The 26,064-nt window shown below is 59.2% G+C and carries 21 protein-coding genes and 1 other annotated feature; of the genes, 8 read left to right on the top strand and 13 right to left on the bottom strand.

The genetic code is table 11. The annotated features are described in order from the left end of the window. Positions 1-351 precede the first annotated feature (351 nt). From CFBP5499_RS05025 to CFBP5499_RS05010, 4 genes are all read right to left on the bottom strand, one after another. On the bottom strand, positions 352-1,683 hold the full coding sequence (locus CFBP5499_RS05025; RefSeq protein WP_080825336.1) for a L,D-transpeptidase family protein: 1,332 nt from the start codon (positions 1,681-1,683) through the stop codon (positions 352-354). A gap of 5 nt (positions 1,684-1,688) precedes the next feature. Beyond that, positions 1,689-1,898, bottom strand: a complete 210-nt coding sequence (locus CFBP5499_RS05020) for a hypothetical protein (RefSeq protein WP_130932445.1) — start codon at positions 1,896-1,898, stop codon at positions 1,689-1,691. A 157-nt stretch (positions 1,899-2,055) separates the two neighbouring features. Continuing rightward, positions 2,056-2,565, bottom strand: coding sequence for a transcriptional regulator LdtR (gene ldtR, locus CFBP5499_RS05015; protein WP_175416762.1), 510 nt, complete (start codon positions 2,563-2,565; stop codon positions 2,056-2,058). A gap of 234 nt (positions 2,566-2,799) precedes the next feature. Beyond that, a complete protein-coding gene (locus tag CFBP5499_RS05010; protein WP_006312832.1) occupies positions 2,800-3,237 on the bottom strand; it encodes a DUF6163 family protein in 438 nt (145 codons plus the stop codon). A gap of 173 nt (positions 3,238-3,410) precedes the next feature. Here CFBP5499_RS05010 and hemB point away from each other — a divergent pair, with 173 nt between their 5' ends. From hemB to CFBP5499_RS04995, 3 genes are all read left to right on the top strand, one after another. Then, positions 3,411-4,424 carry a porphobilinogen synthase gene (hemB, locus tag CFBP5499_RS05005; protein WP_080825340.1) on the top strand — a complete coding sequence of 338 codons (1,014 nt, stop codon included), beginning with the start codon at positions 3,411-3,413 and terminating at the stop codon, positions 4,422-4,424. A gap of 97 nt (positions 4,425-4,521) precedes the next feature. Further along, the gene (locus CFBP5499_RS05000) at positions 4,522-4,980 is read left to right on the top strand and encodes an RDD family protein (RefSeq protein ID WP_080825341.1); all 459 of its coding nucleotides are present in this window, start codon (positions 4,522-4,524) and stop codon (positions 4,978-4,980) included. 176 nt (positions 4,981-5,156) lie between these two features. Further along, positions 5,157-5,915: an arginyltransferase gene (locus CFBP5499_RS04995; RefSeq protein ID WP_080825342.1), complete on the top strand. Its 759-nt coding sequence runs from the start codon at positions 5,157-5,159 to the stop codon at positions 5,913-5,915. 122 nt (positions 5,916-6,037) lie between these two features. On the opposite strand, the gene parC is transcribed toward CFBP5499_RS04995, so the two are convergent. Next, positions 6,038-8,290, bottom strand: coding sequence for a DNA topoisomerase IV subunit A (parC, locus tag CFBP5499_RS04990; protein WP_080825343.1), 2,253 nt, complete (start codon positions 8,288-8,290; stop codon positions 6,038-6,040). A gap of 229 nt (positions 8,291-8,519) precedes the next feature. On the opposite strand from parC, the gene CFBP5499_RS04985 reads away from it, so the two are divergent. Beyond that, complete coding sequence (locus tag CFBP5499_RS04985; protein WP_080825344.1) at positions 8,520-9,710, top strand: hypothetical protein; 1,191 nt, start codon at positions 8,520-8,522, stop codon at positions 9,708-9,710. A gap of 40 nt (positions 9,711-9,750) precedes the next feature. Here the strand turns inward: CFBP5499_RS04985 and CFBP5499_RS04980 are convergent, their stop codons facing one another. The 4 genes from CFBP5499_RS04980 to aspS form a co-directional block, all read right to left on the bottom strand. Then, complete coding sequence (locus CFBP5499_RS04980; RefSeq protein ID WP_080827379.1) at positions 9,751-11,232, bottom strand: SulP family inorganic anion transporter; 1,482 nt, start codon at positions 11,230-11,232, stop codon at positions 9,751-9,753. Positions 11,233-11,306: 74 nt separating this feature from the next. Next, positions 11,307-11,362 (bottom strand) — a sequence feature (sul1 is cis-regulatory element that is thought to sense ions involved in sulfur or methionine metabolism; They are found in Alphaproteobacteria). Between the two features lie 78 nt (positions 11,363-11,440). Continuing rightward, a complete protein-coding gene (gene creD, locus CFBP5499_RS04975; protein ID WP_175416624.1) occupies positions 11,441-12,883 on the bottom strand; it encodes a cell envelope integrity protein CreD in 1,443 nt (480 codons plus the stop codon). Between the two features lie 255 nt (positions 12,884-13,138). After that, positions 13,139-13,615: an FUSC family protein gene (locus CFBP5499_RS04970; RefSeq protein WP_080825345.1), complete on the bottom strand. Its 477-nt coding sequence runs from the start codon at positions 13,613-13,615 to the stop codon at positions 13,139-13,141. A gap of 2 nt (positions 13,616-13,617) precedes the next feature. Further along, positions 13,618-15,405: an aspartate--tRNA ligase gene (aspS, locus tag CFBP5499_RS04965; protein WP_080825346.1), complete on the bottom strand. Its 1,788-nt coding sequence runs from the start codon at positions 15,403-15,405 to the stop codon at positions 13,618-13,620. A 191-nt stretch (positions 15,406-15,596) separates the two neighbouring features. On the opposite strand from aspS, the gene CFBP5499_RS04960 reads away from it, so the two are divergent. The 4 genes from CFBP5499_RS04960 to CFBP5499_RS04945 all read left to right on the top strand — a co-directional run bounded on the left by CFBP5499_RS04960 (position 15,597) and on the right by CFBP5499_RS04945 (position 20,013). Further along, positions 15,597-16,886, top strand: coding sequence for an MFS transporter (locus CFBP5499_RS04960; RefSeq protein WP_080825347.1), 1,290 nt, complete (start codon positions 15,597-15,599; stop codon positions 16,884-16,886). Between the two features lie 82 nt (positions 16,887-16,968). Continuing rightward, positions 16,969-18,129 carry a ribonuclease D gene (rnd, locus tag CFBP5499_RS04955; protein WP_080825348.1) on the top strand — a complete coding sequence of 387 codons (1,161 nt, stop codon included), beginning with the start codon at positions 16,969-16,971 and terminating at the stop codon, positions 18,127-18,129. Between the two features lie 81 nt (positions 18,130-18,210). After that, on the top strand, positions 18,211-18,804 hold the full coding sequence (locus CFBP5499_RS04950; protein WP_175416623.1) for a hypothetical protein: 594 nt from the start codon (positions 18,211-18,213) through the stop codon (positions 18,802-18,804). Between the two features lie 180 nt (positions 18,805-18,984). After that, the gene (locus CFBP5499_RS04945; protein WP_080825349.1) at positions 18,985-20,013 is read left to right on the top strand and encodes an adenylate/guanylate cyclase domain-containing protein; all 1,029 of its coding nucleotides are present in this window, start codon (positions 18,985-18,987) and stop codon (positions 20,011-20,013) included. Positions 20,014-20,370: 357 nt separating this feature from the next. Here CFBP5499_RS04945 and CFBP5499_RS04935 read toward each other — a convergent pair whose 3' ends face one another. From CFBP5499_RS04935 to hdaA, 4 genes are all read right to left on the bottom strand, one after another. Then, complete coding sequence (locus tag CFBP5499_RS04935; protein ID WP_080825350.1) at positions 20,371-21,294, bottom strand: hypothetical protein; 924 nt, start codon at positions 21,292-21,294, stop codon at positions 20,371-20,373. A gap of 219 nt (positions 21,295-21,513) precedes the next feature. Beyond that, positions 21,514-23,037 carry an exopolyphosphatase gene (ppx, locus tag CFBP5499_RS04930; protein ID WP_080825351.1) on the bottom strand — a complete coding sequence of 508 codons (1,524 nt, stop codon included), beginning with the start codon at positions 23,035-23,037 and terminating at the stop codon, positions 21,514-21,516. Beyond that, positions 23,034-25,337 carry an RNA degradosome polyphosphate kinase gene (locus tag CFBP5499_RS04925; protein ID WP_371506522.1) on the bottom strand — a complete coding sequence of 768 codons (2,304 nt, stop codon included), beginning with the start codon at positions 25,335-25,337 and terminating at the stop codon, positions 23,034-23,036. Before CFBP5499_RS04925 ends, ppx begins: the two co-directional genes overlap by 4 nt. Next, entirely contained in the window at positions 25,334-26,062 is a 729-nt protein-coding gene (hdaA, locus tag CFBP5499_RS04920; protein ID WP_080825352.1) for a DnaA regulatory inactivator HdaA, read from the bottom strand. The genes CFBP5499_RS04925 and hdaA overlap by 4 nt, the downstream gene beginning before the upstream one ends. Positions 26,063-26,064 lie beyond the last annotated feature (2 nt).

Raw genomic sequence — 26,064 nt, 5'->3', positions numbered from 1 at the left:
AAGGCTCCTGAAACAGTAATGCGATGGCGTCTTAGCGCCCTGCCCGGACAAGAGCAATACGGGCAGCGAGATTTGCCCGTCAAACTGCGACGTTGCGGCGAAAAGTGACAGATGTTTTTATGAAAAACAGGATACGACGGAAAATAAAGGCGGCGCTTCGATGATGCGCGGCCAAGCCACACACTCGCGTCATCCTCGGGCTTGTCCCGAGGATCTGCAACGCTTCTATTTTACGATAGGTGATTAGATCCTCGGGACAAGCCCGAGGATGACGGCGGAGGGACTGGCCGGCTTTCCAGCGATCACCTCTCCCCTCGCCCACAATTCCACGCTGACGGCAAAAAAGCCCGATCAGTTGCGCGGCAAGAGATCGTCGTCCACCGCACCTGCCGGCTGCTCCATGCCTGCCGTCGTGTTGAGCGCCAGTTCGGCATTGCCGTCCTTGCCGTAGATATCGTCGCGGAACTGAACCACGCCGTCCTTCGCCGACCATGCGGTGATGTAGACGAAATAGACAGGCACTTCCTGCGCGAGCTTGATCGGCGTGTTGACGCGCGATGCGATGACGCGTTCCATTTCCTGGCGCGACCAGCCGGACGTGTCGCGCAGCAGCCAGGACGTCAGATCGCGAACATTCTGCACGCGCACGCAACCGGACGATTCAAAACGCATCAGCTTGTTGAACAGGCCCTGCTGCGGCGTATCGTGCATATATTCGTTGTTCGGATTGTGGAAGTTGATCTTCGTCGAGGACATGGCGTTGATCTTGCCGGGATCCTGACGGAACATCAGGTTCGGAGCCTTGGGCGCGAACCAGTCGACCGTGGTCGGCGAGACTTCCTGTCCCTTGCCGTCGATGAGGCGGATGTTGTTCCGCTCCAGATAGGTCGGGTCCTTCTGCATCAGCGGCACGATGTCCTTTTCGACGATCGAACGCGGCGCGGTCCAGTAAGGATTGAGGATGACTTCGTAAATCTTGGAATTGATGACGTGGGTCGGGCGGCTGGCGCGGCCGACAACGGCGGTGTTGCGCAGGACGACGCGCTCATTTTCAACCGCTTCGATGGCAGCAGCCGGAATATTCACCATCAGGTGACGCTGGCCGAGATCACCGGACATGGACTGGATGCGCACGAGGTTGGTCTGCAGCTGCGCGAGACGAATCTGCGCGGAAACATTGAGCGCCTTGGTGGTGTATTCGCCGCTGACGCCATCAGCCGGAAGGCCATGACGGGCCTGGAAACGCTTCAGCGCGCCATCGACATAGGAATCGAAGGCGCTGGAAATGCCGGCTTCGCGCGGCAGGTCGCCCGATACCATCAGTCGCTGGCGCAACGCCTGCACGGAAGGATCGGAGACGCCGATCTGGAGACGCTGCTGGGACGTGGGCACGTCCGGCCAGCCACCATTCTGAACGATCTGCTGATATTGCATGATCGCCTGCTGCATGTAGATCGGGGCTTCCCGTCCGAGAACCGGATTGTTGGAAACCACGCCCACGGCCGAACGCGAGGTATTGGCGTCGAACTGGTCATCCCAGTTGCCGCGGCGCGAAGAGCCCATCAGGTCGTTAAACGCATCCTGCGCCAAGGCCGGCGCGGCAAGCGCGGCAACACCAACGGAAACCGCCGAACGCAGAAGCGTGCGGCGCGATACGGGATCGGAAACGGATTTCTTTGTCATTCTACCTACCAGCCACTCTCTTCGGCATTCTGAACAATGCCTAAATCAATATGATTAACAAACACGTACAACGTGTCTGCCGGCCGGTAATGCCCGATACGCATGATCAGGGCGCTGGTGTCTGGCAGTACAATCGGCACTTGCCGCAACAACAGGAGAAACAGCCGGCTCCTTAGACTTGCGCGTCCCATATCAATATGGCCGATTCGTGTCACGGCCCTCTTCTCACAAAGCTGTGTTCCCCTGAAAAACAGGGCGAAGGCTTTGCGGATGGTCGGGCTTGACAGGCAAAAACGCGTGGCGGTGACGCGTAGAATCCGCAAGCCGGGAGCACAGAATGCCCCCGGCTTAAACAGTGAAACCGTCGCGGAATTACAGGCGGTAAGCGATCGAGTCGTTCCAGAAGCGATCGAGGCGCTGCAGCAGCTTGTTCATTTCGGAGAACTCGCCGGTGCCGATGCCGCCGACCTTTTCGATCGAGCCGACGTGGCGTTCATAAAGGCGGGCAACCGTTTCGGCGATTTCCTGGCCCTCTTCGGTGAGGCTGATGCGGACCGAGCGGCGGTCGACACGCGAACGCTGGTGGTTGATGAGGCCGAGGTCGACCAGCTTCTTGACGTTATAGGAGACGTTCGAGCCGAGGTAATAACCGCGGGAACGAAGTTCGCCGGCCGTCAGTTCGGAATTGCCGATGTTGAACAGCAGCAGGGCCTGAACGGCGTTGACGTCATCGCGACCCTGACGGTCGAATTCGTCCTTGATGACATCGAGGAGGCGGCGGTGGAGGCGTTCCACCAGGTGCAGCGACTCCATGTAGAGCGAACGGATGGTATCTTCGTGTGCGTCGGCAACAACGGCCTGCGGCTTAACTTTGCTATTGATCATGACTGCCTCACTGTTTTGTTTGGCGGTGTGTTTGTTTGTCTCCCGCCTTGAGTGAGAACCTAATCAATGCGCATAAAATTCTACTTAAAAGCTACGATTAACAAATGGTTACCTGCATTTTCCCAAAGGGGCCGAACTTGTGGCGAAGCGGGAATGGCCTGAGCAAGAACAATATAAATCAATGACTTAACCGAAAAAACCGGCCCGAAAACAGGCCGAATTGCTTTATTCTTATGGTAAATCAATTCTTGCGCGTTCCTCATTCTGGCGGTGATCCAGCCAGAAAGCGACCAGGAACAGTATATAAATGGTTGCCACGAGACCGTGCATGACTGGCACCAGCGTGTTGGCCCCGAAGATATGCGGCCACACCTTATACATGGCGATCTGGGTGCCGGCGCCCATGACCCACATGACCGCGCCCCAGGAGGCGCCGAGCCACAGACCGAGGGCCGCCACCGGGAAAATAACCGCCAGCGCGCTGCCCGCCACGCGCCAGGGCAGGTTCAGCATATCGAACCGTCCATGACCGCCAAGCGAATAGCCCGTCAGCATCGCCCAATATTGCAGGCCGAACCAGAAACAGGAAACCGCCACCAGTCTCATGAAGACCAGAAACAGGATTTCCGTCAGCGGGCGTTTTGGCAGAGGTTGAGAATCAGGTTCCATGGCCGGAAGATAAGGTCTCGACGGGCGGGCGACCAGTCCATATTGAATCCCACCGCCTGCCTTGTCAAAACATCATCATCAGTCAGGCAGGCGATGAGGGAAGATTGTCGCATTCGCATGGGCCACGCTTCATGTTATGCAGCTTTCCAGATTTGATCGAAGGACATTCTAACATGCAGGACAAAACGCATCTGGTCGACGAGATCACCGGCCATCGCCGCATGCGGCGCAATCGCAAGGCGGATTGGACGCGCCGTCTGGTTCAGGAAAATCGCCTGACCGTTGATGACCTCATCTGGCCGGTTTTCATCGTGCCGGGCAGCAATATTATCGAGCCCATTCCGGCCATGCCCGGCGTCAACCGCATGAGCATCGACCGGCTGGTGGAAGCGGCGAAGGAAGCCGCCGATCTCGGCATTCCCGCAATCGCGACCTTTCCGAATATCGAGATGGAGCTGCGCGACGAGACCGGCTCGAATGCTCTCGAGGCCAATAATCTCATCAACCAGGCGACGATCGCAGTCAAAAAAGCCGTTCCAAATATCGGCATGATCACCGATGTCGCGCTCGACCCCTTCACCAGCCATGGGCATGACGGGATTCTGCGTGGCGACGAGATCGTCAATGACGAAACGGTCGAGCAAGTCGTCCGGGCCGCCATCCTGCAAGCGGAGGCCGGTTCGGACATTATCTCCCCGTCGGAGATGATGGATGGCCGTATCGGCGCCATCCGTCGCGGCCTCGATGCCGCGGGGCATCAGAATGTCGGGATCATGGCCTATGCGACGAAATTTGCCTCCGGCTATTATGGGCCCTATCGCGAAGCGATCTCCACCGCCGGCCTGCTGAAGGGCGACAAGAACAGTTATTACATCAGTCCCGCCAACGGCATGGAGGCGATCCGCGACGCAGCGCTCGACGTGGAAGAAGGTGCCGATATGCTGATGGTAAAACCCGGCCTGCCCTATCTCGATATCTGCTGGCGGCTGAAGGAGAATTTCGGGCTACCGACCTTTGCCTATCAGGTGTCCGGCGAATATACCCAGATCAAGGCGGCGGCCATGAATGGCTGGATCGATGGCGAGCGCGTGATGATGGAAACGCTTCTCTGTTTCAAGCGTGCAGGTTGCGACGGTATTCTCACCTATTTCGCCATCGAGGCCGCACGCAAACTGGCAAAGGGCTGACAGCCGGGCTTATTGTATTCGGTCGTTTTCTTCCCATATTCACTGCTGACACGGCGATTATGCCGAGCTGTCAGACCCTCTCAGGAGAAAACGACCGATGAGCCTGGAACAGAACCCCACCTATGCCGCACCGGATGACTGGCGCGCCTATAGCGGCGTCCTGAGCCGGCGTGTCTTCGCGTTCCTGATCGACTACGCGATCGTTCTCCTCTTGTGCATCCCGGCGGCCGTGATCGTTTTCTTTCTCGGCGTGATCACGCTCGGTCTTGGCTTTTTCCTCTACCCGGCGCTGTTCGTTATCGTCGCGGTGCTTTATTTCGGTGTTTCGCTCGGCGGCCCCTCCCAGGCCACACCCGGCATGCGGGCGATGGGGATTGCGATGGCGCGGATGGACGGGCAGCGAATCGATTTCCTGTTGGCGACGGTGCACATCGTGCTTTTCTGGATCATCAACTCGGTTTTGACGCCGTTGATCCTGCTCGCAGGCCTGTTTACCGAGCGCTCGCGCCTCGTTCACGACTTCCTGCTCGGCACCGTCATCGTCAGAACGCGCTGATATAGGGGAAAGCCACGCAAACGTGGCTTTCAACCCGGCTAATACCTCATCTCGCAGTTGACGTTTTCCGTCATTTTGCCATGCTGTGACATTATACATGTCGCTTGAAGCGCTGCCGACGACCCCGTGAAATTGCGGCGCGCTTTCTAACAGACGCAGGAGGCGATCACGGTTCGATGAACACGCAGGCGACGCCCTCTCCTCAATTCTATCTTACGGCGCCGGCCACATGCCCCTATCTGCCGAACCAGATGGAGCGGAAGGTCTTCACCCATCTCGTCGGCCCGCGCGCCTCGGAAATGAACGATCTTCTGACCCAGGGCGGTTTCAGGCGCTCGCAGAACATCGCCTATCGCCCTGCCTGCGAAACCTGCCGCGCCTGCGTCTCCGTGCGCATCCTGACCGAGCAGTTCCAGCCGACGAAATCGATGCGGCGCGTTCTTGCCGCCAACCGGGATGTCGTCGCCACGGTTCATGCCGCCGAACCTTCCACCGAACAATTCGCCCTGTTTCGCCGCTACCTCGACCACCGCCACCAGTCGGGCGGCATGTCCGACATGTCGGCGCTGGACTATGCGATCATGGTGGAAGACACGCATGTGAACACACGCATCATCGAATATCGCGTGCGCGAACCCGGCTCCGGCATCGATTCCAGCAAACGCGGCGAGCTTCTGGCCGTGGCGCTCAGCGACGTAATGAGCGACGGCCTGTCGATGGTCTATTCCTTCTTCAATCCCGATCTGGAAAAGCGCTCGCTCGGCACCTTCATGATCATTGATCATATCACCCGCACCCGCGCACTCGGCCTGCCGCATGTCTATCTCGGCTACTGGGTCGATGGTTCGGAAAAGATGGGCTACAAGACCCGCTACCATCCGCAGGAGCATCTGACGCCGCGCGGGTGGGAGGTTTATAAGCCGGAAGAAGAATAAATAGTGCGCAAGTATCACGTTGCCTTGAAAACGCTTGCGGAGCCATAAGCATTCGCTTGGTTTGACGACCAAACAAACACAATTGAAAACGTCCCGGCGGTGCCGGGAACGTCAATCAGTTATCACCCACCAAACTTCCCGCTCCGAGGAAAGCCCTTCGGCACGGTGCGGCCCACAGTGGCGCGGTCGGCCAGCCATTCGCGCAATTCCTCACCGACCTTGTTGAACAGGCGCCCAGCCGTATCGGACCAGCTGAGGCCCTCGGCCAGCGCGAAACATTTCACATCCACCACGCCGCCATCCTTGTAGCGTTGCAGGCGCACGCCCTTGCCGCGCGACATTTCCGGCACCTGCGAGAGCGGGAAGGCCAGCAGCTTGCGGTTTTCGCCGACGACGGCGACATGGTCGCCCGTGACCGGCACCGCGAGCTTGGCTTCATCGGGCATGGAGACGTTCATGATCTGCTTGCCCTTGCGGGTATTCGCAACCATTTCGCTTTCCGGCACGATGAAACCGTTGCCGGCAGTGGAGACGAGCAGCAGCTTGCGCGACGGATCATGGACGAAGGCGGTCAGGATGTCCTGATCGTTCTCCATATCGACCATGATGCGGATCGGCTCACCGTGACCGCGCCCGCCCGGCAGCTTGTCTGCGCCGAGCGTATAGGCCTTGCCGCCGGTGGTCAAAAGCAGCAACTTGTCGGTGGTCTGCGCCGGGAAGGCGAGCTTCGGGCCGTCGCCTTCCTTGAAGGTGAGCGCCGAGGTATCGGACATGTGCCCCTTCAGCGCCCTGATCCAGCCCTTCTGCGAGATGACTATGGTGACCGGTTCCTTCTCGATCATCGCCTGCTGGATGGCCTCGATATCGGCATCAGGCGCATCCGCAAACTGTGTGCGGCGACGTCCGATCTCGGTTGCCTTGGCGTATTTCTTTTTGACCTCGCCGATTTCCCAGGCGACGGTCTGCCACTGCTTTTCATCGGAAGCCAGCAGCGCCTCGATTTCGGCCTTCTCGCTGCTGAGTTCGTCGTGTTCCTTGCGGATTTCGATTTCTTCGAGCTTGCGCAGATTGCGCAGCCGCATGTTGAGGATGGCTTCGGCCTGGTTGTCGGTGAGCGACCACTTGGCCATCATCACTTGTTTCGGCTCATCCTCCTCGCGGATGATGCGGATCACCTCATCCAGATTGAGGTAGGCAACCAGAAGGCCGCCCAGAATCTCGAGCCTGCGGTCGATGGCCGCCAGACGATGGCGGGAACGGCGGACCAGCACGTCCTTGCGGTGCGTCAGCCATTCGCTCAGCACCTCGTTCAGCGCCATCACCTTCGGCACTTTGCCGAGCGACAGCACGTTCATGTTGAGCGGCAGACGGCTTTCAAGGTCGGAGAGGCGGAAGAGCGATTCCATCAAAAGCGTCGCATCGACGGTGCGGTTCTTCGGCACCAGCACGATGCGAACGTCTTCGGCGGACTCGTCTCTGATATCTTCCAGAAGCGGCAGCTTGCGGGCGATCAGCAGCTCGGCGATCTTTTCGATCAGGCGCGATTTCTGGACCTGGAACGGGATTTCGGTGATGACGATCTGGTAGCCGCCGCGCCCGAGATCTTCCGTTTCCCATTTCGCGCGGACGCGAAAACCGCCACGACCCGTCTTATAGGCATCGAGAATATTCTCGCGGCTCTCTACGATCACCCCGCCGGTCGGCAGGTCGGGGCCGGGAATGAATTCCACCAGCTTCTCCACCGTCGCATCGGGATGCTTGATGAGATGCAGCGCCGCGTCGCACAGTTCATGGGCGTTGTGCGGCGGGATCGATGTCGCCATGCCCACCGCAATGCCGGAGGCGCCGTTGGCGAGCAGATTGGGGAAAGCGCCCGGCAGTACGACGGGTTCTTCGTCTTCCTCGTTGTAGGTAGCGCGGAAGTCCACCGCATCCTCGCCGATGCCTTCCAGCAACAACGCGGCCACATCGGTCATGCGCGCTTCGGTGTAACGATAGGCAGCGGCGCCGTCGCCATCGATGTTGCCGAAATTGCCCTGCCCGTCGACGATCGGATAACGCTGCGAGAAATCCTGCGCGAGACGCACCAGCGCATCATAGACCGACTGGTCGCCATGCGGGTGGAACTTACCGATCACGTCACCGACGATGCGCGCGCATTTCTTGAAGGCCGAGTTGGGACGAATACCCATTTCGCTCATGGCGTGAATGATGCGGCGGTGCACCGGCTTCAGGCCGTCACGCACATCCGGCAGCGCACGATGCATGATCGTGGACAAGGCGTAAGCGAGGTAGCGCTCTTCAAGCGCCGCCTTCAAATCGACCGGATGAATATTATCGTCTCCGCCGGACGGAGGTACAAGATCTTTTCCCATGGTGCTTGACTAGCGGAAATGCCGATAACCGGCAAGAAACTCAGGGGGCGCACCTGTGGATGAAAGCACCTCTTTCATGCGGTTTTTTATTAACCGCGTTGTAAATGCCGCAATGCCGCCGTCATGGGAATCGATCTACATCCTATAGACCTTTGAATAACAGCGAATATAAGTATCACCATTCGAATTCGGACACGGCACACAGCCGCACGTTGAGGGAAGAAACATCATGAGACTGAAATCCACCCGGCAGGTTCTTTTCGCGAGTGCCGCGCTTCTTACGCTTTCGGCGCCGGCTTTTGCGCTGGATGGCGGGGATGTGCTGAAGAAGATCAATGCAGCCTATGCCGCCCAGGGCGGTGAGATCGCTGCCGGCTCGGTTGCGGTCAACGGCTCGACGGTGACGCTGAACAGCGTGACGTTCAATGCGGCCGCCGATCCGGCCAAGAAAATCCCGGTCGGCAACATCACGCTTGAAGGCGTCGAGGAAAACAACGGCGGTTACAAGATCAAGAACGCCCGTTTCGACAATATCGACTACAAGCAGGAAAAAGTGGAGATCAAGGCAAGCGACATTTACATGTCCGGCCTCGTTATTCCCGCCGATGCGACCACCGGCACCATCGATGCGCTGATGTTCTATGACGAAGCGCATAGCGGTCCGGTTTCCGTTTCCATCGACGGCAAGCCGGCTTTCTCGCTTGAGGAAACCAGCGCGACGATGTCCGTCAGCGATGACAAGGCTTCGATCGGTTTTGAACTCGATGCATCCGGCTTCAAGGCCGATCTCAGCGAAGTCACTGATCCGGCAACCAAGGACGCCGTCGAAAAGCTGAAGCTGCAGGCTCTTTCCGGAGACATGACCATGAGCGGCAGCTGGGAAGTGGCTTCCGGTACTGTTGATGTCGAGGAATACGCCATCGACCTCGATGACGTCGGCCGTCTCAACATGTCGTTCGGTTTCTCCGGCTACACGCTCGCCTTCATCAAGTCGATGCAGGAGACGGTGAAGGCGCAGGCTGCGAACCCGAACAAGGAACAGGCGGACCAGGCCGCAAGCCTTGCCATGCTCGGCCTGATGCAGCAGCTGTCCTTCGTCAATGCCGAAATCAGCTTCGAAGACGCAAGCATCACCAAGCGCGCCATCGATTACGCGGCAAGCCAGCAGGGCATGACGGGCGACCAGCTTGCCCAGACCATCAAGGGCATGGCCCCCATCATGATGGCCTCGCTCAATGTTCCGGAATTGCAGAACATGGTGTCGGCGGCGATCAACACCTATATCGACAATCCGAAGAACTTCTCGATCACGGCAGAGCCGGAAAAGCCGGTTCCATTCCCGATGATCATGGGCGCTGCGATGGGTGCGCCGAACACCCTGCCGAAAATGCTCGGCGTGACGGTGACGGCAAACGAATAGGATGACAAAGCCCCGGTTTAAGACCGGGGCTTTTTTCTACTCAGTGCAACGGCGCTGCCGCCGCATCCTGCTTGTCGTGCAGGGCGAAGCGGTCGATCATATGAGCGCTCGCCTCATTGACGCCGATGACCTCGACCCTTTTGCCGGCCTTTCGGAATTTCAGGACCACCTTGTCCAGCGCACCGACCGCTGAAATGTCCCACAGATGCGCCTGGCTGACGTCAATCGTCACCGCCTCCACCTCATCGGCGAAATCGAAGGCAGCGATGAAACTTTCCGTCGAAGCAAAGAAAATCTGGCCGTCGACGCGGTAGATGCGCTCCCGGCCATCGGCTGAAAGCTCCGGGCGGACGTGGAAGAGTTTCGAAACCTTGCCCGCGAAAAACACGCCGGAGAGAAGCACGCCTGCCAGCACACCCTTTGCAAGATCATGCGTGGCCAGCACCGTGCCGACCGTGACCAGCATGACGATGCTTGACGATGGCGGGTTGCGGCGGAGATCGAGGATCGAACGCCACGAGAAGGTGCCGATGGAGACCATGATCATGACAGCCACCAGCGCTGCCATGGGAATGATGCGCACGAGATCGTCCAGCACCAGAATGAGGAACAGCAGGAAAGCGCCCGCCACGAAGGTGGAGAGCCGGCCCCTGCCACCGGAACTGACATTGATGACGGACTGGCCGATCATGGCGCAGCCGCCCATGCCGCCGATGAGGGCCGACGCGATGTTGCTCGTTCCCTGCCCGATGCATTCCTGGCTCTTGTTGCTGCCCGTATCCGTCATGTCGTCGACGATCTGCGCCGTCAGCAGCGATTCCAGCAGGCCGACGGCGGCGAGCGCCACCGAATAGGGAAAGATGATCTGCAGCGTCTCGAAGGTCAGCGGCACCTGCGGCAGGGCAAAGATCGGCAGCGTCGAGGGCAATTCGCCGAGATCGCCGACCGTGCGGATATCCATGCCGGAGAAAACCGCCACACAGGTAAGGGCGACGATGGCGACCAGCGGCGACGGGATGATCTTCGTCACCAGCGGAAAGAGATAGATGATCGCAAGGCCGGCCGCGATCATGACGTAGGTTTCGACCGGCACGCCGATCAGTTCTGGCAATTGCGCCATGAAGATGAGGATCGCCAGCGCATTGACGAAGCCGGTCATGACCGAGCGCGAGACGAAGCGCATCACCCGGCCCAGTTTCGCAAAACCCGCCAGGATTTGCAGCACGCCCATGAGGATGGTGGCGGCGAAGAGATATTGCAGGCCGTGTTCCTTGACGAGCGTGACCATCAGGACGGCTGTCGCGGCCGTTGCCGCCGAAATCATGCCCGGACGACCGCCGGTAAAGGCGGAAACACAGGCGATGGCGAAGGAGGCGAACAGCCCTACCTTCGGATCGACACCGGCAATGACGGAAAAGCCGATGGCTTCGGGAATGAGGGCGAGCGCCACGACGATGCCGGAAAGGAGATCGCCGCGAATATTGGAAAACCACTCACGTCTGTAAGTCTGAAATCTGTTCATCTGATTTTTTCGCAAAGAATGACGCACCGGCCGGAGCCACGTCCGGTAGATTGAAATGAAATGTCGGTGCTTTGCGTTGTCTGGCGGATCGGCGGCCAGAAGAGCCACCCGGGATTTCACCGGGTCCGTGGTGAGTGGCCCATCTATAAACGGCAAAAAAGCGGGCCGCAAGTTAAGCAGCCCGCTTTTCAGACCATGCGATCTCGCGTCAGGCGGGGTTAGAGGGCGCACTGTTTGAGGCGGCACCGGCTCCAGACCAATCGACTCTGCGCGTCGCAAACATGGTTGCGGCGATGGCGATGAACGATATGACCGCGCCGGCCAGCAGCGCATATTCGTCTTCGTTCAGAACCAGATACATCACGCCATAGGCCACCGCCAGAACACTGAAAAGTGCAAGGCCGTTGCTGCGACTACGGGTGGCGCTGCCAAGATAAAAGGCAATCAGAGCTGCCGTGGAGAACGAGGCCACGGCATAGGCAACGGTAAAACCGGTATGTTCCGCAAGCGCAAGCAGCAGCACATAGAAAACGATGAGCGCCAGACCCGTCAGCACATATTGTATCCAGTGCACAACGCTGCGGCCCTTGAGTTCCACGATGAAGACAGCGAGGAAGACAAGCGAGATGAAGCCGATGGAATATTTCAGTGTCCGGGCGATGACCTGGTAGAACTTCACCGGTTCCACGAGATTGATCGTCATCAGGCTGTTGGAGAGCGGCAGTCGCGGGCCCTCCACTACGCGGTCTATTCCCCTTGCGAGATAGGGAATCGTCCAGCTGGCGTTGAAATCCGCAGCCGTGACCGTTTTGACTTCCGGCAGGAACAGGCCTTCAAAACCGGGATGCGGCCAGTCGGCTTTTGCCGTGAAGCTCGTTGTCTGGCCGGCCGGCGCAACGGCGAAACTGCCGGAGCCGTTGAGCGAGAATGCGATATCGAAATCAAAGCCGCTTTCAATCAGGCTTCTATCGATCGGCCTGTGCACGCCCGCATCGGATCTTATGGAGCTATTTTCAACGGCGCGGCTTGCGATAACGGACATATCGCGCATGCCGGGATCGAACGGCAAAACTGCACCGCCATTTATGCGAACCCCGGCGCTCGACCTGATGCCGGTAATATCCCCTATGCTGAGGACGAGGATGGCGTTGTCGAGGCGTGGAGTGCCGGCGAAACGGGTGAGATCCTGCTGGATGCCCTGCCCGAAGCGGCCCTTGAGCACGAGATCGCCATTATAGACGGGCAAGCTGTAGATCGACAGCTTCTTTTCCTCGGTCGTGAGATCGGCCGTTACCTGAAGCGTTTCCGGCATGACCAGCGCCCACTCTGTCGTGCGGTCCACGATGGTTCGGCCATCCACCTCGCGGCGGCGCTCCACATCGAAGGGCACGGCTAGATAAGGGCCGTTGACAACCTGATCGCCGCCCCACCCGTTCGCGATCCGTGCGGAAACCTCTCTCGCACGCGAGGCGCGCTCTTCCGTCAGCCCCCATACGAGCATGAGCGGAACCAGCAGCACCAACGAGATGAAACCTATCATCAGAAACTTCGCGCCGGGTGAGCGCAGGCTGGCGGCAAAATTGCCGCGCGGCATGGTTGAAGGAAGCGGCGCGGCGGCCGGAGCCGGCTCTTTTTCCGTCTCGTCTATCATTCTGAAATCCTCATAAATATGATCGCGCCAAGACCGGAAAAACTTCGGCTGGCGCCGTCCCAGGTTTAAAATCAATTTGGCTTGCGTGCCCAAGCGGACACGAGACCTATACTGCGCGCTGATTTCGGCTGATTATTCGCGGAATTCGGCAAATCTCGCGGTAAAATTGTGGCGATGCCGGGATTAGCGTAGTGGCAACGGGCTACACCCCCACTGGTAGCTGGATTGGAGCGAAAGTGATGAGGGTAAGCGGCGCTAGAACTTCAGCCGCTCGCGAAAAAACACGAGCGCGACAGCCATGCCGGTTGCCACACCGACGATGACATCGACAAACCGGACGAAACCGGCGATCTGCGGCCCCATAAGCAGGACGAGCATGGCCGAAGCGCCCGCCTGTATCGGCACGACAGCCGGCAGGCCGAACAGGGTGGCGAGGATCATGGCGATGAAGGTTGCCGAGGCCAGCCGAATTTCGGCGAAGTCATGCGGGACGAGAAGAGCAACCTCCCCGACCAGAATGCCGATGGTAACGCCGACCATCAGCCCAAGTCCCTGACGAACATGGCTTGGAATGCCGGGAGACAGGCAGATCAGCGCGCTGATCGCGGCAAAGACGGGTTGCGGATGGCCGAGCCACCGATGCGCGACCCAGAACGCAAAAGCGGCCGCAAGCGCGGCCGCCAATGCACGGGTGAAGGCTGCGCGAACACGTTCGAGCAGCGTCTTCAACATGATCAGTCCTTCTTCGACGGAACGACGCGTAGCGCCAGTTCGCGAAGCTGCGTCGGCGTTGCCGGCGACGGCGCGTTCATCAGAAGGTCCTGCGCCTGCTGGTTCATCGGGAACAGCGTGATTTCGCGCAGGTTCTTCGCACCCACGAGAAGCATGACCACGCGGTCGATACCGAATGCGCAACCGCCATGCGGAGGAGCGCCATACTGGAAGGCACGATAGAGACCGCCGAAGCGTTCTTCCACATCGCTCTGCGACAGGCCAACCTTCTCGAAGGCCTTGACCATCAGCTCGGGCGACTGGTTACGGATCGAGCCGGAGGCGATTTCAAAGCCGTTGCAGACCGCGTCATACTGGAAGGCCTTGATAGAGAGCGGGTCCTGCCCTTCCAGCGCTTCCAGACCGCCCTGCGGCATGGAGAAGGGGTTGTGGGCGAAGTCAATCTTCTTTTCTTCGTCGTTGTATTCGAAGAAGGGGAAATCGACGATCCAGCACATTTCGAAACGGTCGCGGTCGATCAGGTTCAGCTCGTCGGCGGCGCGGGTGCGCGCTTCGCCGGCAAACTTGTAGAACTTGGCGGGATCACCGGCGACGAAGAAGCAGGCGTCACCCGCTTCAAGGCCGAGCTGCTGGCGCAGCGCTTCTGTGCGCTCCTCACCGATGTTCTTGGCAAGCGGACCCGACCCGGCAACCTTGCCTTCTTCTTCCTTCCAGAAGATGTAGCCGAGGCCCGGCTGGCCCTGAGACTGGGCCCAGGCGTTCATGCGGTCGCAGAATGCGCGCGAACCACCGGTCTTGGCCGGGATCGCCCAGACCTGAACCTTGGGGTTGGAGGCGATCATGTTGGCGAAGACCTTGAAGCCCGAACCGTCGAAATGCTCGGTCACGGCTTCCATGACGATCGGGTTGCGCAGGTCCGGCTTGTCGGAACCGTATTTGCGGATCGATTCGTCGTAGGGAATGCGCGGCCACTCTTTCGTCACCGGCTTGCCTTCGGCGAACTTCTCGAACACGGCCGTCATCATCGGCTCCATCGTGGTCCAGACATCTTCCTGGGTTACGAAGCTCATTTCGACGTCGAGCTGGTAGAATTCGCCCGGCAGACGGTCGGCACGCGGGTCTTCATCGCGGAAGCAGGGAGCGATCTGGAAATAGCGGTCGAAACCGGCCACCATCAGAAGCTGCTTGTACTGCTGCGGCGCCTGCGGCAACGCGAAGAACTGGCCTTCATGAATGCGCGAGGGCACGAGGAAGTCGCGAGCACCTTCCGGCGAGGATGCGGTGAGGATCGGCGTCGTATATTCGGCGAAGCCCAGATCGCCCATGCCGGCGCGCATGGCGGAGATGATCTGCGTGCGCTTGACGATGTTCTTGTGCAGGGTTTCGCGACGCAGGTCGAGGAAGCGGTACTTCAGTCGAACATCTTCAGGGTACTCAGGTTCGCCGAAGACCGGCAGCGGCAGTTCCTTGGCAACGCCCAGAACCTCGATCTCCTGAGCGTAAAGCTCGATCTCGCCGGTCGCCATGCCCTTGTTGATGGTGTCTGCCGATCGCGCCTTGACGAGGCCGTCGACGCGGATGACCCATTCGCCGCGCACGGTCTCGGCGACCTTGAAAGCCGGGCTATCAGGATCGGCTACCACCTGGGTGATGCCGTAATGGTCGCGAAGGTCGATGAAGAGAACGCCGCCATGATCTCGCACGCGGTGAACCCAACCGGAAAGGCGAACGGTTTCGCCGACGTCGGACTTGCGGAGAGCGGCACAGGTGTGGCTGCGGTAACGATGCATTTTTTTATCCTGGAACGTGTCGTGGGCCCGTTGGAGGCCAGATGGGCGGCACTGTCGAAATTTGCCGGAAAAGCGCATGGCCAGCCTGATTTGTCAAGGCGAAGCACAACAATGTCGCCTTCAGCCTGTCCTTTCCCCTGCCTTCGCTTTAGATAGAACTAATCCAGCCCGCCAAACCGAGTCGGCCCGCAATGAGCCAGATCAGACCTCTTATCCCGCTTCTCGTCACCGCTGGCATCCTGATCGGCGGCAACGGCCTGCAGGGAACCTATATAGCACTGCGCGGCCTGTCCGAAGGGTTCTCGGCCAGCACCATCGGCCTCATCAGCGCCGCCTACAGCATCGGCTTTGCGCTCGGCTGTATTTCGGTGACGCGGCTTATGCGCCGGATCGGCCATATCAGAACCTTCGCCACCATGGCGGCGGTCGCTTCCGCGGCATCGATCGCCATGCCGCTCATCATCCATCCTGTGTTCTGGATGCTGATGCGTTTCGTCATCGGCATTGCGGTCGCCTGTCTTTTCGCCGTGATCGAAAGCTGGATCAATGCACAGGTCACAAATTCCAACCGGGCGCGCACGCTCTCCATCTATCGTTTCGTCGATCTCGGCTCCGTGACGCTTGCGCAATACATCATTCCCATCGCCGGCATCGGTGGGCCGGTGGTGTTTTCGCTGATCGCGATGGCCCTGTCTCTTTCGCTGGTGCCGATCTCGCTTGCCGACAAATCCAACCCCACACCGCCAAAGCAGATCCCCTTCAATCTTTTTGCGGTCTGGCGCATCTCGCCGCTTGCCGTGGTCGGGTGCGTGGCCGTCGGGCTCAGCATGGCGGCGTTTCGCAATATGGGACCGATCTATGCCGAACAGATCGGAATGTCCGTCACCGCCATCGCCACCTTCATGAGTGCCGGCATCATCGGCGGTGTGGTGCTGCAATATCCGCTCGGCGTCTATTCCGACCGCTATGACCGCCGCATCATCATTCTTGCGACCACTGCCGGCTCCGTCATCGTCGGCCTGTTCCTCGCCTTCTTCGCCGGCGCCGACGAGTGGAGCAACATCATCGGCGTCTTCGTCTTTGGCGCCTTTGCGCTACCGCTTTATTCGCTGAGTTCCGCGCACGGCAACGATCACGCCAAAGAAGGCGAGCATGCGATGATGTCGGCCGGGCTGCTGTTCTTCTGGTCGGTAGGCGCGACGGTCGGACCGCTTCTCGCCTCGCTCCTGATCGACCAGTTCGGCCCCAAGGCGCTGTTCAGCTATACGGCCGCGATCCAGATCGTTTTCATCGCCTACACGCTGTACCGGCTGCAGGTACGCGAAGGTGTTCCCGTCGAGGAGAGGAACTGGCGGTTCCGCTCGCTTTTGCGCACATCCGCCTATTTCCAGAAGCTCGCCGCCCCCACCCCGCCCAAAAAGGCCAACCACCCCAAAAAAGATGAACCGGAGCCCGATCCGCCCGAGAAAAACGATCCTTGAGGCCGGAAAAGCGGGCTTTGTATTGACATGCGCCCGGCAAAGGGAAAGTAAGACGGATAATTTTCACGAGTGGCCATTTGCAATGATTGAAACGACTGCCGCCCTCGCCGAAGCCTGCACGGAACTGGCGAAATCGGAATTCATTACCATCGACACCGAATTTTTGCGGGAAACGACCTTCTGGCCGGAGCTGTGCCTCGTACAGATGGCGAGCCCGACGCTCGAAGTACTGGTTGATCCGCTGGCCAAGGGTCTCGATCTTACGCCGATGTTCGAACTCATGGCCAATCCAAACGTCGTGAAGGTTTTCCACGCCGCGCGGCAGGATATCGAGATCATCTACCATCTCGGCGGGCTTATTCCGCACCCGATCTTCGACACGCAGGTCGCCGCCATGGTCTGCGGTTTCGGCGATTCGATCTCCTACGACCAGCTGGTGCAGAAGATCAAGAATGTGCAGATCGACAAATCCTCGCGTTTCACCGACTGGAGCCGCCGCCCGCTGACCGAAAAGCAGCTGGACTATGCGCTCGCCGACGTGACCCATCTGCGCGATGTCTATCTGGCGCTGAAGGCGCAGCTGGAGCGCGAAGGCCGCTCGCTGTGGCTGACCGAAGAGATGGACATTCTGGAATCGCGCGACACCTATGACATGCATCCCGACGATGCATGGCTGCGGTTGAAATCGCGCCTGCGCAAGCCGACGGAACTCGCCATCCTCAAATTCGTCGCCGCCTGGCGCGAACGTGAGGCACGGTCGCGCAACGTGCCGCGTTCACGCGTGTTGAAGGACGATGGTATCTTCGAAATCGCTCAGCAGCAGCCGAAGGATGCCGAGGCGCTGTCGCGGCTTCGCACCATTCCCAAGGGCTGGGAACGGTCCGCCTCCGGCACCGCCATCGTAGAAACGGTGAATGCGGCGCTCACGCTGCCGAAAGAAGAGATGCCGAAGGCGCCGCGCCACAGCCATGCCCCGGAAGGTTCCGGTGCTGCTGTGGAGCTTTTAAAGGTTCTGCTGAAGCTGACGGCAGACAAGCACGGCGTCGCCGCCAAGGTCATCGCCAACAGCGACGATCTGGACAAGATCGCGTCCGAAGGTGAAAACGCAACGGTTGCGGCACTGACCGGCTGGCGGCGCGAACTGTTCGGCGATGTGGCGCTAAAACTCATCAATGGCGAAGTAGCCCTGCGTTTTGCCGGCAAGAAGGTCGAGGCGGTTGAGGTCGCGGCGAGCGAGTCGTAACCGCGCGCCTTTCTCACCCCAATTTTGCCCGCATCGCGTCCCATCTCTCTACCGATGGTCGCGCGATTTGAGGGTCTTGCCATGAAACCTGCCCGCACTCTGCTGCTCGCCGCACTTGTCGCGGCGGCAGGCATTGTCCTCTCTCTTCCAGCCCGGGCTGCTGAGGAGAAGGTCGATCTTCAGGGTGAATGGACGACAGACTGCCTGAAGATCGGCAAGAACGACCGCCACGGCATCACCATTCGCGATAGTCGCATACATGCAGTGTCGCAGACTTATGCCCGCAACGGCTGCCAGCGACCGACGGTTCAGGTGCGTTACGAGGGCACGCTGGATGGTGGCCTGAAAGATCAGGACAGCCTGCTCTTTGCCCACACCATCACCTCGATCACCATGACGCCGAATGATGGCGATGTCGTCGAACACTATAATCGCGACCCGAAAGGCATGGGTTGCGGCCTGAGCGGCTGGAAAGAGAACATTGCCCTCGATGTCGATGGCCGCACCTGCGCCGCCATCACCTTCGCCCGCAAGGGGGAAACCCTGTTCGACCGCGCCTGGATCGATGGCAACAAGCTGCGTTTTGCTGCCTTTCCGGTCAGATGGTCGAACCGCACGCCCGACGATCGGCCACAATCCCCGCTTGAAACCGTCTATTACAGAACATCCTATTAGAAGCAGTGCCACGTCCGTAGAGGTTTGCGGCAACGGCGCAACAGCCTTACCAATCCTTCATGCAACCTTACCGATTGCTCACTTTTTGCAGCGCTTTTTCCACACTAATGTCGCATATGACCTGAACAGAAGCTTTGCCCGAAGGGAGCGCCGGCTTCCCTTTCCGAGATCAGAACCGACATGAGAAAATTGCTGCCCATTCTGGATTACGTTGTGCTCTTCGTTGCCGTGGCCGGCGCCGGGGTGGCCTACGCCTTTCTGGAATATGGCGGTGGCGCGTTGATCGGCGCGACCTATGCGCTGTTTGCCTGTGCGCCCATTCTCGCCTTTGAGCGCGGTTACATCATGCCCGGCCTGTCGCGGCAGGTGAGCGCCTTGCCGACACCGGCCTATATCGCCGTCGGCCTCATCATCTACGCCATCCTCGTCTTCTGTGGCTTCGGGCTCGGTGGCACGATCCTGTGGTTGAGCGGAATATTTCCTGGCACCTGGAAGCGGGCGGTGCATGCCGAAGTGCAGACGCTGATTTTCACCCTCATCGTTTGCGGCATCATCGTGTTCATCATGCGGGTGCGTGAGCTCCTCGGCCGCGATATCTTCATCGACCTCATTCTTGGGCGCTATCGTCGGCCAGTCAGCGAAGACCGCGTCTTCATCTTCATCGATCTCGTCGGCTCCACCTCTTTCGCCGAAACCCATGGCGACCTGAAGGCCCAGGAATTTCTCGGCGAAATCTTCGCGAGCTATGCCGCGCCGGTTAGAAGGCATGGCGGCGTCATCGATGATTACATCGGCGATGCCGCCATCATCACCTGGCCCTATCACATGGCGATCCGGCGGGCGGCCTGCGTGCGCTGCGTTTTCGACGTTCAGGCGACTATCGAGGAAAAACGGGAGATGTGGATTTCCCGCTTCGGTGAAATGCCGCGCCTGCGTTTCGCCATCCATGGCGGGCCGGTCATCACTGCGGAAATAGGCGTCGACCACCACAAGATCACCTATTTCGGCGATACGGTGAACACGACCTCTCGGCTCGAATCGCTGAGTAAGATGCTCGGCCATCCGGTGCTGATTTCCGCCGATCTCGCCCACCAGCTGGTGCTTCCGAAGGGCGTGCGCAGCGAATATCTCGGCGAACATGCGGTGAAAGGCCGTGGCCAGACGCTCGGCGTCTGCACCCTCAGCCAATATCAGGCCCCTGCCGCATAGGGGCTATCGGCACCCGGAGGCCATCTGCCAGTGACGGCGGTCACAAAATTTCATCAAAGCTTCAAACGGCAATCACCTGCCTGTCATGCAGCGACCCTATCGCTCCTGTCTTCAACAGGTATTGAGAGATATCAGGACAGGCTCGCCAACCGCAGGGAAGCCATGGCGACGATAACGCCACTGCAATATTCCTGTCTCAGCGCCTTTATCCGCAAGACGCTCGGGCAGCTCTGACCCACTTGGACAGGAGTCGGCCACCTCTACAGCTCCGACATAGAAGTCGGAGCTGCGCGTGGATAACGCTTCAATCAAGCGATTTGCGAACCGGCGTGGTTTTGGTCTTTCTGATGTGGCGTATTATTTCAGGCAGTCGTCCAGCCGCTCCTTGCCGCCCCAATCAGCAAACGCCTTCGTGGAGGCGACGATCAGGGCATTCTCGTTGTCGGCATCATATTTTACCGCCGGAATCTTCTTTCCAAAAAACACCCACAGGACATTTGCAGCGTCTACCTGACCGGTAAATCTGTTGTCACGAGTGACATTATCGGTGATCGGGAAACCTGCCAGAGCGCGTGCTAGGGCCGGCGTTCCCTCGCCGATTCTCGGACCGGCGTCACCAACCACGAACGGAACCGCTATCCTTTTATCCTTGCGGATAGCGACGCCGAAGGACCCCATGATAACACCGTTGGAAGCAAGAATGGCGCTTTCAGGAATGACGCCGGCGGGAATTCTCAGCGGATTGACGTAGCGGCGCTGGATGGACTCGTCTTTGATGCTCTGATCGGCGAATTTTGTTGGTGAAACAAAGAAACCGCTGCCGTCCGCTTGTTTGACCGGTACCACCCCTCGCACGACTTCACCGTTCATGGAGACCTCGTCCTTGCCAAGTATCCCGTACCAACGGACCAGGCCTATGGATTTGTCTTTCCAGCCCGCATTCCCGATCCGCGCGACATCGCTCATGAAGGCGCCGGTGCAAGTCGCATTATCGATCGAGCCGTGATATTTCTTGCCGTCAGGCAAATATACCTGACCAGCATTGCATAGATGAATCAACGCCCCGGCGGCGGCATTTTTCGGATGGTAAGCCTTTCCGTATCCGTCAATATTGATGTGTATCCTCGAGTAACCAACCACGCCACTGTCCGTGAGTATCTTTGCCGAACTCAATCCCTTTATGTCACGGGTGATTTTCCCTTCGCATTTCGACTGGGCAGCGGCGTAACTCGATACGAAAATTGCAGCAGTAAAGATTGCCGCAGCACTCAATATTTTCATAAAAGCCTCCTGAATAAAAGTGAAGTGAAACTAATACTTCAATTCTTAGCTTTTCCTGCATGGGTTGCAATAAAAAATCAACCTACAGTTACGCGATCCACGATAAAGATGCAGGCAACAAAGAAAGCCGCCGATCACATCGATCAACGGCTTCAATTGAGAAACATCGCTAATATCTACAATACAGGGGGAATGACGGGGCTGGCGCTTTTAGTCGGTCTATTCGAATACAAAGGCCAGCCGCTTGCCCGTTAGCTTCGCCAGTTGCTGCAAACGGCCATCCAGCCGTTCGCCGGCGAAATCGCAATAATCATGCGGTATCACGAATTCCAGATCGATATCCGGATTGTCGGATTTGCGGAATTTCAGGTGGTCGACGACACCCGGCATCGAGGCGGAGAAGAGGTAAACGACGCGCAGCAGACCGCCCAGCAGCTTGCCGAGTTCCTGCAGACGTTCGCCCGCCATGGCCGCGAGCGGTTCGGTCGTGCCGTTGTCGTTCAGGCCTTCGAAGCGATAATAATTGGCAAGCGCAATATAGGCGCGGCCGGGATGGGTGATGGCCACGAAAGACGAATGGGCGATGATGTTGAGCGCCTGCAGACCACGGTAATCCGGGTGGGCGCGCCAGCTGATATCGGCCAGCAGGCAGGCCGCCTGCCGGTAGCGGCTTTCCTCTTCCGTCTCCTGGATACCGAAGACAGGAAAGGTGCGACCGCTCCAGTCCGCCAGTTCGCGCGCATGTTCCGGCGAGCGGGCGCGCAAAATGGCAAGCTCATCCGCCGCGACCAGCAGCGGATCGGATTCGCGCTCGGCTTCCGTCAGCAGCGAATAGAGATATCCTTCACGCACGCCCTGCGCGGAGAAGGCGATCTTGGCCGGCTTCATCGCCCTCAGAACTTCGCGCATGGCGATGGCGCCAAAGGGCAGGAGCGAACGGCGGTTCTTGGAGACAGCCTGCCAGGCCGGATCCTTGCTATCTCTGGAGACGATGACCTCCTCCAGAAAATTCAGCATTTCTTCCAGCGGCAATTCATATCCCTGCATCATGTGCAGCGGGTAGCCTGATATCTCCATATGCAGCTTGGCGATGTTTCGCCATGTGCCGCCGACCGCATAAAAGGTGCGCCCCTCACCCGCAGCCAGAAGCTTCGCGAAGGATTTGACGTGTTTTCTGGCAATCGTGGCCGCCTTTTCGAGCGAACCGTCCGATTGTTCCGACAACCGCAGGCCACCGAGCGGCAGGGTGATGCCCTCGCCACAGCTCTTGCCCTTGATGTCGATGAGTTCGAGCGAACCGCCGCCGAGGTCGCCGGCGATACCATCGGGTTGATAAAAACCGCTGATCACGCCATAGGCCGAATAAAGCGCTTCCTTCTCGCCTGACAGAACCTCGATCTCGCAGCCGAGAATGGCTTCGGCCTCGCGGATGAAATCCGGGCCGTTTTCCGCCTCACGCGCCGCCGCCGTGGCAAGCACATACAGCTTCTGCGCCTGCGCCTGCTCGGAAAGCACATGAAAGCGCCTCAGCGCCATCAGCGCCCGGGTGACGCCTTCCTCATGCATACGGCCCGTCAGCGCCAGTCCCTTGCCGAGACCGCACAGGACCTTTTCGTTGAACAGCACCGCGGGGGCGCGGGAAAGGCCTTCATATACGACGAGACGAACGGAGTTCGAACCAATATCTATGACGGAAACGGGGGCAAGGCCGGTCAGCCGCCCCTGTGCTTCTGATCGAGTCATTCAGCCTGTTTCTTGCGGGACGAAATCAACCCGGCAATCAATTTGGGCGCACTGGATTTCAAGGCTTCACCACGTCCGGAAAGGCTGGGATTGGTCATGAAATAGTGCTGCGCGTTGAACGGTTCTTCGCCTTTACGCACCTCGATGCGCCTCGACGTTCCGTCCGCAAGTATCTCGTAGCTCTGCTGGTTGTCAATGAGATTGCCAAGCATAATCTGTGAAAGAACCTGCTCATGTACGGTGGGATTGGTAAGCGGAACCAGCGTTTCCACACGGCGGTCGAGGTTGCGCGGCATCATGTCGGCCGAGCCGATATAGACCAGTGCCTTGTCGGATGGCAGGCCGAAACCGTTGCCGAAGCAGAAGATGCGGCTGTGTTCGAGGAAGCGGCCGACGATGGATTTCACGCGGATATTGTCCGACAGGCCCGCCACCTGCGGACGCAGGCAGCAGATGCCGCGGATCACCAGATCGATCTCCACGCCTGCTGCGCTGGCGCGGTAAAGCGTATCGATGATTTCGGGATCGACCAGCGAATTCATCTTCATCCAGATCGCCGCCGGCGCACCGCGCTTGGCGTGCTCGATCTCTTCATTGATGTGCTTCACGATGCGGGCGCGCAGCGTATAGGGCGAAATGGCGAGCTTCATGCCCTCTTCCGGTTCGCCGTAACCCGTGATGAAGTTGAAGATATTCGCCATGTCATGGGCAATCTTCGGGTTGCAGGTGAAGAAGGACAAGTCGGTGTAGATCTTGGCCGTGATCGGGTGGTAGTTGCCGGTGCCGAGGTGGCAATAGGTTCTGAGCTTGCCGTCCTCGCGGCGCACTACCATCGACATCTTGGCATGGGTTTTCAGTTCGATGAAGCCGAACACAACCTGCACACCGGCGCGCTCCAGGTCGCGTGCCCAGCGGATGTTTGCCTCTTCATCAAAACGCGCCTTCAGTTCCACCAGCGCGGTGACGGATTTGCCGGCTTCCGCCGCGTCGATCAGGGCGCGAACGATCGGGCTATCGTTGGAGGTGCGGTAAAGCGTCTGCTTGATGGCAAGCACCTCGGGATCGCGCGCCGCCTGCAACAGGAACTGCACAACCACGTCAAAGCTTTCATAGGGATGGTGAACCACCATGTCCTTTTCGCGGATGGCGGCGAGGCAATCGCCGGCATGTTCGCGCACGCGCTCGGGGAAACGGGCGTTGTAGGGTTCGAATTTCAGGTCGTCGCGCGGTGCACGCACGATTTCCGAGATGGTGTTGAGCGCAAGAAGGCCGGGCAGAACGGCGACGCGGTTGTCCGGCACGCCAAGCTCATGCACCACGAATTGACGCAGAGACTGCGGCATTTCGCTGTCGGTTTCGATGCGGATAACCGAACCGCGGCGGCGGCGCTTCAGCGCGCTTTCGAAAAAACGGACCAGATCTTCCGCTTCTTCCTCCACCTCGATATCGCTGTCGCGGATGATGCGGAACGTGCCGAATCCACGGACCGTATAACCCGGATAAAGCCGGTGAATGAACAGGCCGACCACATCTTCAAGCGTGATGTAGCGGATGGCGTTCTTGTCATCCGGCAAACGCACGAAGCGGTCGAGCGCGGGCGGCAGGCGCAGCAGCGCGGTCATCGGCTCGCGGCCGTTGACGCTGTCGAGCTGCAATCCCATGGAGAAGCCGAGATTGGGGATGAAGGGGAACGGGTGCGCGGGGTCGATGGAAAGCGGGGTGAGCACCGGGAAGATGCGTTCCTCGAATTCGGTCCCCAGCCATGCACGGTCGGCGTCGGACAGCGCGGCGGGACGCACGATGAAGATTTCTTCCTTGGCAAGATATTGCTGCAGGACGGCAAGCGAGGCCTGCTGCTCCATCTGCAGATTGTCGATTTCTTTCAGAATATCTTCCAGCTGCTCGGCCGGCGTCTTGCCGTCGGGCGTCTTGACGGTGATCTTCTGGCGCACCTGTCCTTCAAGGCCGGCAACGCGGACCATGAAGAATTCATCGAGGTTGGCGGCCGAGATGGAGAGAAAACGCAGCCGCTCCAGCAGCGGATGATCCGTGTTCAGCGTTTCCTCGAGAACACGGCGGTTGAACTGCAGCCAGGAGAATTCGCGGTTGATGAAACGCGCCGGACTATCCCAGAGGTTCTCGCCCTCAGCCACCGGCTGAACCTTGTTGAAGTCTTCCTGCGCGATAGCGTCCATGCCCTGTTCCATCCCCTGACCTATTTCCGTGCCGTGATCCTGCTGCATCGCGTGATCGTCCCTCTTGCCCGTATAACAGTTTGACGACGGAACTGTGACAGTCAATCGACGTCCGGCCCGTCGCCCGTCGCCGCATTGTCCATCGCGTTGAGGACTTCCGCCACCAGCGGGCGGGTGATCCTCGTTGCGCGCGAGAGCGCCAGCCTATCGATCCGCTCCACGATCGTCTGCGCCGTATCGAGCGAACGCTCCATCCTGTTGACGATGTAGCCTATGAGTTTGTCATCCATATAAAGCTGCCGGTCGGCAAAGAGTTTTACCAGCACCTGCGCCAGCAGCCCCTCATCCGGTTCACCGGTCTCCACCACGGTCACGGCTTTCAGGCGCGAACGCAGGTCCGGCAGCGTCACCGGCCATGCGGCGGGCCATTGTCGGCTGGTCATCAAAAGCGTCGTGCCGTGCTGGCGCACGCTGTTGATGACATGGAAAAGTTCCGTGTCGTCAAAACCCCGCCGGTCGGCATCCTCGAAAAGAACCGGTCCCGTTTCAGCCGCACGCGCGGCATCCGCGCCCGCCGCCGGATGAATGTCGCGGGCATCGCTGATATTTTTCCAGATATTGGCGAGATGGGATTTGCCCGAACCCGGCGGCCCGGCCAGCACCACGACCGGCGACGGCCAGTGCGGCCATTCATCGATGAGGCTGACGGCAGCCGCAAGCGAGGCGGAAACGAGGAGATCCTCCCGGCCGGAAGCGGACTGGTGCGAGAATGCGAGCGGCAGCTGCTCAGCCTTCGACCGGGCGTTGTCGGTTTTGATTTGGTCAGTCATCG

The sequence above is a fragment of the Agrobacterium tumefaciens genome, assembly GCF_005221325.1.
Taxonomy (GTDB): Bacteria; Pseudomonadota; Alphaproteobacteria; order Rhizobiales; family Rhizobiaceae; genus Agrobacterium.
Note: the sequence above shows the minus strand (reverse complement) of the source record. Positions and strands in the feature narration are given on the sequence as shown.

Coding starts and splice junctions, on each gene's coding strand:
- CFBP5499_RS05025 (WP_080825336.1), bottom strand. CDS start 1,683: ATGACAAAGAAATCCGTTTCCGATCCCGTATCGCGCCGCACGCTTCTG.
- CFBP5499_RS04970 (WP_080825345.1), bottom strand. CDS start 13,615: ATGTTGAAGACGCTGCTCGAACGTGTTCGCGCAGCCTTCACCCGTGCA.
- CFBP5499_RS04960 (WP_080825347.1), top strand. CDS start 15,597: ATGAGCCAGATCAGACCTCTTATCCCGCTTCTCGTCACCGCTGGCATC.
- CFBP5499_RS04980 (WP_080827379.1), bottom strand. CDS start 11,232: ATGAACAGATTTCAGACTTACAGACGTGAGTGGTTTTCCAATATTCGC.
- parC (WP_080825343.1), bottom strand. CDS start 8,290: ATGGGAAAAGATCTTGTACCTCCGTCCGGCGGAGACGATAATATTCAT.
- CFBP5499_RS04995 (WP_080825342.1), top strand. CDS start 5,157: ATGAACACGCAGGCGACGCCCTCTCCTCAATTCTATCTTACGGCGCCG.
- ppx (WP_080825351.1), bottom strand. CDS start 23,037: ATGACTCGATCAGAAGCACAGGGGCGGCTGACCGGCCTTGCCCCCGTT.
- CFBP5499_RS04950 (WP_175416623.1), top strand. CDS start 18,211: ATGAAACCTGCCCGCACTCTGCTGCTCGCCGCACTTGTCGCGGCGGCA.
- hdaA (WP_080825352.1), bottom strand. CDS start 26,062: ATGACTGACCAAATCAAAACCGACAACGCCCGGTCGAAGGCTGAGCAG.
- CFBP5499_RS04985 (WP_080825344.1), top strand. CDS start 8,520: ATGAGACTGAAATCCACCCGGCAGGTTCTTTTCGCGAGTGCCGCGCTT.
- CFBP5499_RS04935 (WP_080825350.1), bottom strand. CDS start 21,294: ATGAAAATATTGAGTGCTGCGGCAATCTTTACTGCTGCAATTTTCGTA.
- CFBP5499_RS05010 (WP_006312832.1), bottom strand. CDS start 3,237: ATGGAACCTGATTCTCAACCTCTGCCAAAACGCCCGCTGACGGAAATC.
- rnd (WP_080825348.1), top strand. CDS start 16,969: ATGATTGAAACGACTGCCGCCCTCGCCGAAGCCTGCACGGAACTGGCG.
- hemB (WP_080825340.1), top strand. CDS start 3,411: ATGCAGGACAAAACGCATCTGGTCGACGAGATCACCGGCCATCGCCGC.
- CFBP5499_RS05000 (WP_080825341.1), top strand. CDS start 4,522: ATGAGCCTGGAACAGAACCCCACCTATGCCGCACCGGATGACTGGCGC.
- creD (WP_175416624.1), bottom strand. CDS start 12,883: ATGATAGACGAGACGGAAAAAGAGCCGGCTCCGGCCGCCGCGCCGCTT.
- CFBP5499_RS04945 (WP_080825349.1), top strand. CDS start 18,985: ATGAGAAAATTGCTGCCCATTCTGGATTACGTTGTGCTCTTCGTTGCC.
- aspS (WP_080825346.1), bottom strand. CDS start 15,405: ATGCATCGTTACCGCAGCCACACCTGTGCCGCTCTCCGCAAGTCCGAC.